At 71.5% G+C, this 8,289-nt stretch carries 7 protein-coding genes; 4 read left to right on the top strand and 3 right to left on the bottom strand.

The window, feature by feature from the left end; all coding sequences use genetic code 11:
* Positions 1–294: 294 nt before the first annotated feature.
* The 3 genes from CQ034_RS16810 to CQ034_RS16800 are packed head-to-tail and all read left to right on the top strand — an operon-like array spanning position 295 to position 3,747.
* A complete protein-coding gene (locus tag CQ034_RS16810; RefSeq protein WP_105711961.1) occupies positions 295–1,443 on the top strand; it encodes an ROK family transcriptional regulator in 1,149 nt (382 codons plus the stop codon).
* A 52-nt stretch (positions 1,444–1,495) separates the two neighbouring features.
* Positions 1,496–2,425 carry a polysaccharide deacetylase family protein gene (locus tag CQ034_RS16805; RefSeq protein ID WP_105711960.1) on the top strand — a complete coding sequence of 310 codons (930 nt, stop codon included), beginning with the start codon at positions 1,496–1,498 and terminating at the stop codon, positions 2,423–2,425.
* Entirely contained in the window at positions 2,422–3,747 is a 1,326-nt protein-coding gene (locus tag CQ034_RS16800) for an MFS transporter (protein WP_105711959.1), read from the top strand. The genes CQ034_RS16805 and CQ034_RS16800 overlap by 4 nt, the downstream gene beginning before the upstream one ends.
* Before the next feature lies 1 nt (position 3,748).
* Here the strand turns inward: CQ034_RS16800 and galE are convergent, their stop codons facing one another.
* From galE to galT, 3 genes are read right to left on the bottom strand one after another with little or no spacing between them, the layout of a single operon-like run.
* Entirely contained in the window at positions 3,749–4,729 is a 981-nt protein-coding gene (galE, locus tag CQ034_RS16795) for a UDP-glucose 4-epimerase GalE (RefSeq protein ID WP_105711958.1), read from the bottom strand.
* A 49-nt stretch (positions 4,730–4,778) separates the two neighbouring features.
* The gene (gene galK / locus CQ034_RS16790; protein ID WP_105711957.1) at positions 4,779–5,972 is read right to left on the bottom strand and encodes a galactokinase; all 1,194 of its coding nucleotides are present in this window, start codon (positions 5,970–5,972) and stop codon (positions 4,779–4,781) included.
* Entirely contained in the window at positions 5,969–7,183 is a 1,215-nt protein-coding gene (galT, locus tag CQ034_RS16785; protein WP_105711956.1) for a galactose-1-phosphate uridylyltransferase, read from the bottom strand. The genes galK and galT overlap by 4 nt, the downstream gene beginning before the upstream one ends.
* 148 nt (positions 7,184–7,331) lie before the next feature.
* On the opposite strand from galT, the gene CQ034_RS16780 reads away from it, so the two are divergent.
* Positions 7,332–8,282 (top strand): LacI family DNA-binding transcriptional regulator, encoded by a 951-nt coding sequence (locus CQ034_RS16780; RefSeq protein ID WP_105711971.1) that lies wholly within the window; start codon positions 7,332–7,334, stop codon positions 8,280–8,282.
* The last annotated feature ends 7 nt before the right edge of the window (positions 8,283–8,289 follow it).

Raw genomic sequence — 8,289 nt, 5'->3', positions numbered from 1 at the left:
TCGACACCTCCGGATGGGAGATCCGCATGCGCCACGGCACACCCCACGTCCGCGGACCCGCCTGGTGGGACCCCACCCGACGCTGGCGCACCCCACAACCCCCGACACCACGATCTGCGACGCCACGGCCCGCACCTGCGGCCTGCCGCTCGACCGCGCTCAGAGCATGAGCGGCCACGACCGGGCTCGGCGTGAACTGTCGACCTGTGCGACACGATGTGGCATGCTTGCGGGCATTGCGCCGGGCCCCGTTTCTGGGGCCGTCCGTGAATTGAGAGGTAGACGCCGGAGCACATGTCCAGACCACTCGCGGGACCGCAGGGCCTGCTACGCACGCTCAACGGTCGCGCGATCCTGGAGGCGCTCGCGCGCAGCGGTCCGCAGACCCGCGCGGAGCTGATGTCGGCGACGGGGCTGTCCCGCACGGCCGTCACCCAGGTGCTGCGGATGCTCGAGGCAGCGGGCGCCGTCGCCTCGGCAGGCATCGACCGCGAGACGCGGGGGCCTGCCGCCGGTCGTGTGACCCTGCATCCGCGGCTCGGGTTCGCCGCCGCCGTGCACATCGACCACCATGCCGCGCACGTGGTGCTCGTCGACGCCCGCGGAGTCGTGCACGCAGAGGAGCACGCCGTGCTACCGCTGCAGGAGGATCGCGTCGAGCACATCGTCGCCCTCGTCGACCGTTGCCGAGGCTCGGTGAAGGCGGCCAAGGGTGCGATCCACCTCGCTGTCGTCGGCATTCCCGGGATCGTCACCGCCGATGGCGGCATCCGCGACGATCTCGGTCCGGACGGCGGCGCCTTCCGCGCTGCGCTGACCGCATCGCTCGGCTGCCCGGTACGCATCGAGAACGACGTCAACCTCGCCGCCCTCGCCGAGCTCACGGCGGGCGTGGGCGGCGACCTCGCCAGTTTCGCGCTGCTGCTCCTCGACGACGGGCTCGGTGCCGGCATCGTGATCGACGGCGCACTGCACCGCGGATTCTCCGGTGTCGCGGGCGAGGTCATGTACCTGCCGCAGACTCCGCTCCCGATCGGGGCGCCCATCGTGAGCGACGCCGTGGTCGGAGATCTCGCACTCGGGGAAGGGCGAGACGCCGAGGCCACGTTGGAGGACCATCTCGAAGCCGCCGGTCGCGGTGACGAAGCCGCGATCCGGGTCGTCGCCGAGATCGGCAAGCGCATCGTCCTCGTGGCCGGCAGCATCGGCCTGGTGCTGGACCCGGAGGCGTTCATCCTCAGCGGCACGGCAGCCCATCCCGTGCTGGTCGACGCGATCCAGCGCGTCGCAGACGAGTATGCCGCCCAGCTGCCGCTGCGGTTCCTGGTCTCCTCGTTCGGCCCGGAAGCCCCGCTGGTCGGCGCCGTCGACGAAGCGGCATCCGCCCTCCGCAGCATGCTCTTCACCCGCATCCTGACGCCGACGCCGAAGCCCGGCCGCTGAGCACCCCCGATCGTCGCCCCCGATCGCCCGTCCCTACCCGACAGGACCTCTGATGACCGCTCCCTCCGATCTCGCCGACCGCCTCGGCCTCGCACCCGGCGCGCGGGCGATCATCCTCAACGCCGACGACTTCGGCATGTGCCATGCGGCGAACACCGCGATCGTCGAGCTGCTCACGACCGGGCACATCGACTCGACGACCGTGATGGTCCCGTGCTCGTGGTCGCCCGAAGCGCTGGCCTTCGCGGCTTCCCGCACGGACCTCGACGTCGGCGTGCACCTGGTGCTCACCAGCGAGTGGAGACGCTACCGCTGGCGCCCATTGACCGGCACGGGAACGAGCCTCGTCGACGCCGACGGTTTCTTCCCCGCTGATGTCGCGACCGTCGAGCGGGATGCGACCGACGACGATGTCGCCGCCGAGCTCGCCGCCCAGCTGCAGGCCGCGCTCGACGCCGGGGTCGACGTGACGCACCTCGACAACCACATGGGCTCGGTCTACGGCCTCGTCACCGGCCACGACTTCCTGCGCCCGGTGTTCGAGCTCGCCGCCCGCAACGGCCTCCCGTTCCGGCTGCCGCGGACGATGGACGGGGTGGGGGAGGATGCCGCGTTGCAGGCCAAGCTCGACGACGCGGCGGCCGCAGCGGACGCCAGCGGCATCGAGATCATCGATCGGCTCTGGTCGCATCCCTTCGAGCTCCTCCGCGAGGGCGAGCCCGACGAGGAGACCTACGAGCAGGTGCGCGACGGCTTCATCGCGTTGCTGCGCGCTGTTCCTGCCGGCGTCACCGAGATCTACCTGCACCCGATGATCGACGACGACGAGCTCCGGGCCGCGGTCGACTTCAGCGCGGCGAAGCGTGGGTACGAGCTGCGTCTGCTCACCGACCCCGCCGTGCTGCAGGCCATCGAAGACGAGGCTCTCGTGCGCATCGGCTGGCGTGACCTGCGCGACCTGCAGCGGTCGTCCGCGCGATGACGGTTCTGGGCGAACGCCTGCGCGATCGACGGCTGGATGCGGCGCCGACCAGGGCGCAGACGATCGCATTCGGGGCATCCGGGTTCCCGACCCAACTGATGGCGCAGACCTTCTCGGCCTTCATCGTCTACTTCTACGTCTCACACCTCGCTGTCCCAGCCGGATGGGTGGCCGCGGCGATGATCGCCCACGGTGTGCTGAACGCGGTGCTGAATCCGGTCGTCGGCACGATCTCCGACCGGCTGCGCACTCCCTGGGGTCGGCGCATCCCGTGGATCGGTCTGGGCATCGTGCCGCTCGTGGTCGCCTTCGCGCTGGTGTGGATGCCGCCCGAGCTCCCGGCGGCCGGCCTCATCGTGTGGTTCCTCGTGGTCGTCGCCGTGTACGACATCGCGTTCGTCGTCGTGGTGCTGAACATCTCGGCCCTGTTCCCCGAGATCTTCCGCACCACCGAGGAGCGCGCCCGAGGCAACGTGCCGCGGCAGATCTTCGCGATCCTCGGCATGGTCCTCGGCACCGCCGGCGCGCCCGCCCTGTACAGCGCGCTCGGCTGGCCGGGGATGGCCCTGGTGCTGGGCGCCGTCTGCCTGGTGCTGCTCGTGTGGTCGTTCCTCGGCGGGATGATCGAGCGCCGGGTCCCGGAGGCGGCGTCCGAGGCCATGCGGTGGGGCGACCAGCTGAAGTACACCTTCCGCAATCGGGCCTTCGTCCCCTACGTGCTCGGGTCGCTGTTCGTGCAGACCTCGATCGCGGTGATCCTCGCCGCGATCCCGTTCTACGTGCGGTACTCGCTCGGGGCTGCCGAGGGGGAGGGCAGTCTGCTGCTCGGGGCCATCTTCGTCACCGCGATCCCGTCGATCGTGCTGTGGAGCGCGGTCGTCCGCCGCACCTCGCCGCGCACGGCGGTGCTGTGGAGCGTGACGGTGTTCGGCGTCGCCGTGCTCGGCTACCTCGCCCCGTCGGACGTGCTCGGGGCGGTGCTGGTCGGCGTCGCGGTCGGGGTGGGCGTCGGCGGCCTGCTGCAGCTGCTCGAGGTCATGCTCGCGCAGATCATCGACGAGGATGCCGTGCGCACCGGGCACCGCCGCGAGGGGGCCTACTTCGGGGTCAACGGCTTCGTGGTGCGAGGATCGGTGGTGCTGCAGGCGATCGTGGCCGCGGTGGTGCTGACGGTATCCGGATTCGATGCCACGCTCGGCGACGCGCAGCCCGAGAGCGTCGACGGTGGAATCCGTCTGATGCTCGCCGTGATCCCGCTCGGGTTCACCGCCCTCGCGTGGCTGTGCTTCTGGCTCTACCCCATCCGCGCCCGCGACGTCTGAGTCAGACCGATGCAGCCTGCCGCGCCTCCCACCCCGTGCGCACCATCTCGTCGACCGTGTACCGCATGGTCCAGTCGAGGTCGCGGGCGGCGAGCTCGCCGGTGGCGACGATGCAGTCGGGGTCGCCGGGGCGGCGGGGGCCGATCTCGGGCGTGAAGTCGATGCCGGTCACGCGGGCGACGGCATCCATGATCTGTTTCACGCTGAGCCCGTCACCGGAGCCGAGGTTGTACGCGGGCTCGATGGTGCTTCCGTCGGCGAGGCGCTGGGCGGCGGCGACATGGGCGGCGGCGATGTCGCCCACGTGCACGTAGTCGCGCACGTTCGTGCCGTCGGCGGTGTCGTAGTCGTCACCGAAGATCTTCGGGGTCTTGCCCGCGAGCAGCGCCTCGAACACGATCGGGAAGAGGTTGTGCGGGCTCACGTCGTAGACCGTCGGATCGGCGGAGCCCACCACGTTGAAGTACCGCAGCGAGGTGTGCCGCAGCGGGCGCGCGGAGTCGGCCGTCGCGATGGCCTGGTCGCGCAGCAGCCACTCGCCGATGAGCTTCGATTCGCCGTAGGGGCTGGCCGGCTTCTTGGCGGTGTCCTCGACGACGAGCGCGACGTCGGGGGTGCCGAACACGGCGGCCGAAGAGGAGAACACGATGTTCGAGACTCCGGCGGCCTCCATCGCCTCGAGGATGATCCGGGTGCCCTCGACGTTCTGCGCGTAGGTGTGCAACGGGCGCTGCACCGAGACGCCCGCGTACTTGTATCCCGCCACGTGGATGACGCCCTGGGCGTCGTGGTCGCGCAACGTCTTCTCGACCAGGTCGCGATCGAGGATGCTGCCCTGCACGAACGGCACGCCCTCGGGCACGAACGACGCGACGCCGCTGGAGAGGTCGTCGAGCACGACCGGGGTGAGCCCTGCTTCGGCGAGGGCCCGGACGACGTGGGCTCCGATGTAGCCGGCGCCGCCGGTGACGATCCAGGACATTGCGTTCCTCTCCTGCCGCGGAGTGGTCGCGGCTCGATCGATCATTCTCTCAGGCGTCGCGGAGCGGACCTGCGGAGGGGGTGACCGTGAACAGGTGCGGGGCGCCGAATCCCGAGGCGGCGAACGCGGCGGTCACGGCACCCGACACCGCCTCGACGGCATCCTGCTCGATCAGCGCGATCGCAGCACCGCCGAAACCGCCGCCGGTCATGCGGGCGCCGAGAGCGCCGGCGGCCAGCGCGGTGTCGACCGCGGTGTCGAGCTCGACGGTCGAGATCTCGAAGTCGTCCCGCATCGACACATGCGACGCTACGAGGAGGTCGCCGATGGCTCTCGCGCCCTTCTCCCGCAGCACCTGGACGGTGTCGAGCACGCGCTGGTTCTCGGTGACGATGTGACGCACGCGGCGGAAGGTCACGTCGTCCATCAGCTCCTGAGCGCGGGGAAGGTCGGCGATCGACACGTCGCGCAGGGCGGGCACGCCCATGAGTGATGCCCCGAGTTCGCACGACGCCCGGCGTTCGCGGTAGCCCCCCGTGGAGTGGGCGTGCTTCACGCGGGTGTCGATCACGAGGATCGCGAGTCCGGCCTCGGCGATGCCGAGCGGCACCGGCCGGGCCTCGAGCGAGCGGCAGTCGAGGAAGATCGCGGTGTCGGGCTGACCGAGCATGGACGCCATCTGGTCCATGATCCCGGTGGGGGCCCCGACGGCCTCGTTCTCGGCGCGGCGTCCGACGCGGGCGAGAGTCGTGGCGTCGAGGCCGGTGCCCCAGAGCTCGTTGAGGGCGGATGCCGTCGCCCCCTCGATCGCGGCGGAGGAGGAGAGCCCGGCCCCCACCGGCACGTCGGAGGCGATCGCGATGTCGAGGCCGCGGAACGGGCCGTCCTCGGCGGTCTCGCGCCGCAGCGCCCAGGCGACTCCGAGCGGGTAGGCGGCCCACTCCGGGACGGCGGGGTGTGTGCCCGGCGCGGTCGGGAAGAGTCCGTCGAGCTCGTCCAGGCCGACCTCCACCGGTTCCTCGGCGAAGGTCGAACCGACCATGACCCGGCCGCGATCGTCGCCGCGCAGCCCGACTGCGGCGACCGTGCGCTGGGGGATGGCGAACGGCAGCACGAAGCCGTCGTTGTAGTCGGTGTGCTCGCCGATGAGGTTGACGCGGCCCGGTGCCGACCAGAGGCCGTCGGGCTCGCGGCCGGTGAGGTCGGCGAACAGTGCGCGGGCGTCGTCGTGGGCGGCGGTCATGCGGATGCTCCGTCGGAGGTCGGGTTCGGGGTCTGGTTCGGGGATGAGCGTTCGATCGCCTCGCGGAGGCGTGCGGCGCCCACCTCCGGCGGGACCTCGGCGGCCCACGCCCCCATCGCGGCCTCGGACCCGGCGAGGAACTTCAGCTTGTCGGCGGCCCGGCGCGGGCTCGTCAGCTGCAGGTGCAGGCGCACGGTGTCGCGGCCGATGTGCACGGGCGCCTGGTGCCAGGCGGCGATGTACGGGGTCGGGGTGTCGTACAGGGCATCGACGCCGCGGAGCAGGCGCAGGTAGAGCGGGGCCAGCTCGTCTCGTTCGGCCTCGGTCGTCTCGGCGAAGTCGGGCACGTGGCGGTGCGGCATCAGGTGCACCTCGAGCGGCCAGCGGGCGGCGAAGGGGACGAAGGCCGTCCAGTGCTCGCCGCGGAACACCACGCGCTCGGAGGCCTGCTCGGACTCGAGGATGTGCTGGAACAGGTCGGGCGCGGTGCGGTCGATCGACTCGAGCAGTCGCGTGGTGCGCGGCGTCACGTAGGGGTAGGCGTAGATCTGGCCGTGCGGGTGCGGCAGGGTGACCCCGATCGCCTCGCCGCGGTTCTCGAACGGGAAGATCTGCTGGATGCCGGGCAGCTTCGAGATCGCGGTCGTGCGGTCAGCCCAGGCCTCGATGACCGTGCGGGCGCGGGTGACGGACTGCGTGCCGAAGGAGCCGGAGTGGTCGGGACTGAAGCAGACCACCTCGCAGCGGCCGACCGACGTACGGGTGCGACCGAGGCCCAGGGCGGCGAGGTCGTCGAGGCCGCGCGGCGCGTTCGATGCCTGCGGCGCGGTGCCGACGGCCTCGGCGAGGGCGGGGCCGAACGCGGGGGAGCGGTTCTCGAACACCGCGACGTCGTAGCGGGACGGCACCTCGGAGGGGTTGCCCGGGGTCTGCGGTGCGAGCGGGTCGGCCTCGGCACTGGGCATCATGACGCGGTTCTGCCGGTTGGCGGCGACCGTGATCCAGTCGCCCGTGAGCACGTCGAGGCGCATCGTGGCGGTGTCGGGACGCGGGTCGAGCGTGCGGGCATCGACGGCGCGCTCGGCTCCGAGCGCGGTGCCCGGATCGTCGTAGTAGATGAGGTCGCGGCCGTCGGCGAGGGTGGTGGCGCGTTTGACGACGCCGGCGCCGAGGGTCTCGGTGCGCAACTCAGGAAGATTGTGCGTGTTCACGTAAACATGGTAGCCACAGGGCCGTGATAACGTCAACATTGCGGAGTTGTGCACGGGCGGCGAACGGAGAAAGTGCGTGGGAGACGAACGCGACCTGGTCGGGGAACCGCGCTCGGGACGGCACGCATCACCGTCCGGGCGTGTATCGATGGCCATGGTCGCCGCCCGCGCCGGGGTCTCTGGTCAGACCGTGTCGCGCGTCGTCAACGGCAGCCCGCGTGTCGACCCGGACACCCGCGCCCGCGTCAAGAGCGCGATGGCCGACCTCGGGTATCGCCCGCACCGTGCCGCCCGCGCCCTGCGCACCGGACGCTCGCAGACCATCGGCCTCGTCGTCACCACCCTCGCCACGGTCGGAAACTCGCGGATGCTGCAGGCCACGGCCGAAGCGGCGGCGGAACGCGGCTACGCCCTGACGCTCGTGACCGCGACCGACGGCGTCGCCGAGGCTTTCGAGCGGCTCGCCGAGCAGGAGGTCGACGGCGCGATCGTGCTCAACGAGGCATCGGCACTCGTTCCCGCGACGCAGCCCCCCGCGGGACTGCGCCTGGTCGTGGTCGATGCGCCGACCGACGCGGGGGTCACCTCCGTGCACAGCGACCATGCGGGCGGTGCGGCTGCGGCTGCGGCTCGGCTCCTCGCCCTCGGACGCGAGACGGTGCACCACCTCGCCGGGCCCGAGGATTCCTTTGCGGCTGTCGAGCGTGAGCGGGGATGGCGCGAGACGCTGATCGCCGCCGGCATCCACCCGCCCGCCGTGGTCCGCGGTGACTGGAGTGCCGACTCGGGATACTCGGCGGGGGGAGCGCTCGCCGGAGCATCCGCGGTCTTCTGCGCCAATGACCAGATGGCGCTCGGACTGATGCGCGCCCTGGCCGAGTCCGGCCGCCGGGTGCCCGAGGATGTCGCGGTCATCGGCTTCGACGACGTGCCGGATGCGGCGAACTACCGTCCGCCGCTGACCACGATCCGGCAGGACTTCGCCGCCCTCGCCCACCGTGCGGTCGCAGCGCTGGTCGATGCGATCGAGGGTGCTCCGCGGTCCGAGTGCTCCGCGGTCATCCCGACCGAGCTCGTCGAGCGCGACAGCGCGGGCTGAGCGGGCC

The organism is Microbacterium sp. MYb45 (assembly GCF_002979655.1).
Classification (GTDB): domain Bacteria; phylum Actinomycetota; class Actinomycetes; order Actinomycetales; family Microbacteriaceae; genus Microbacterium.
This window is presented reverse-complemented; position numbering and strand designations above follow the sequence as displayed.

Bases quoted from the DNA above. Each gene is read 5' to 3' on its own strand.
- CQ034_RS16810 (WP_105711961.1), top strand. From the start codon at position 295: ATGTCCAGACCACTCGCGGGACCGCAGGGCCTGCTACGCACGCTCAAC.
- CQ034_RS16805 (WP_105711960.1), top strand. From the start codon at position 1,496: ATGACCGCTCCCTCCGATCTCGCCGACCGCCTCGGCCTCGCACCCGGC.
- CQ034_RS16800 (WP_105711959.1), top strand. From the start codon at position 2,422: ATGACGGTTCTGGGCGAACGCCTGCGCGATCGACGGCTGGATGCGGCG.
- galE (WP_105711958.1), bottom strand. From the start codon at position 4,729: ATGTCCTGGATCGTCACCGGCGGCGCCGGCTACATCGGAGCCCACGTC.
- galK (WP_105711957.1), bottom strand. From the start codon at position 5,972: ATGACCGCCGCCCACGACGACGCCCGCGCACTGTTCGCCGACCTCACC.
- CQ034_RS16780 (WP_105711971.1), top strand. From the start codon at position 7,332: ATGGCCATGGTCGCCGCCCGCGCCGGGGTCTCTGGTCAGACCGTGTCG.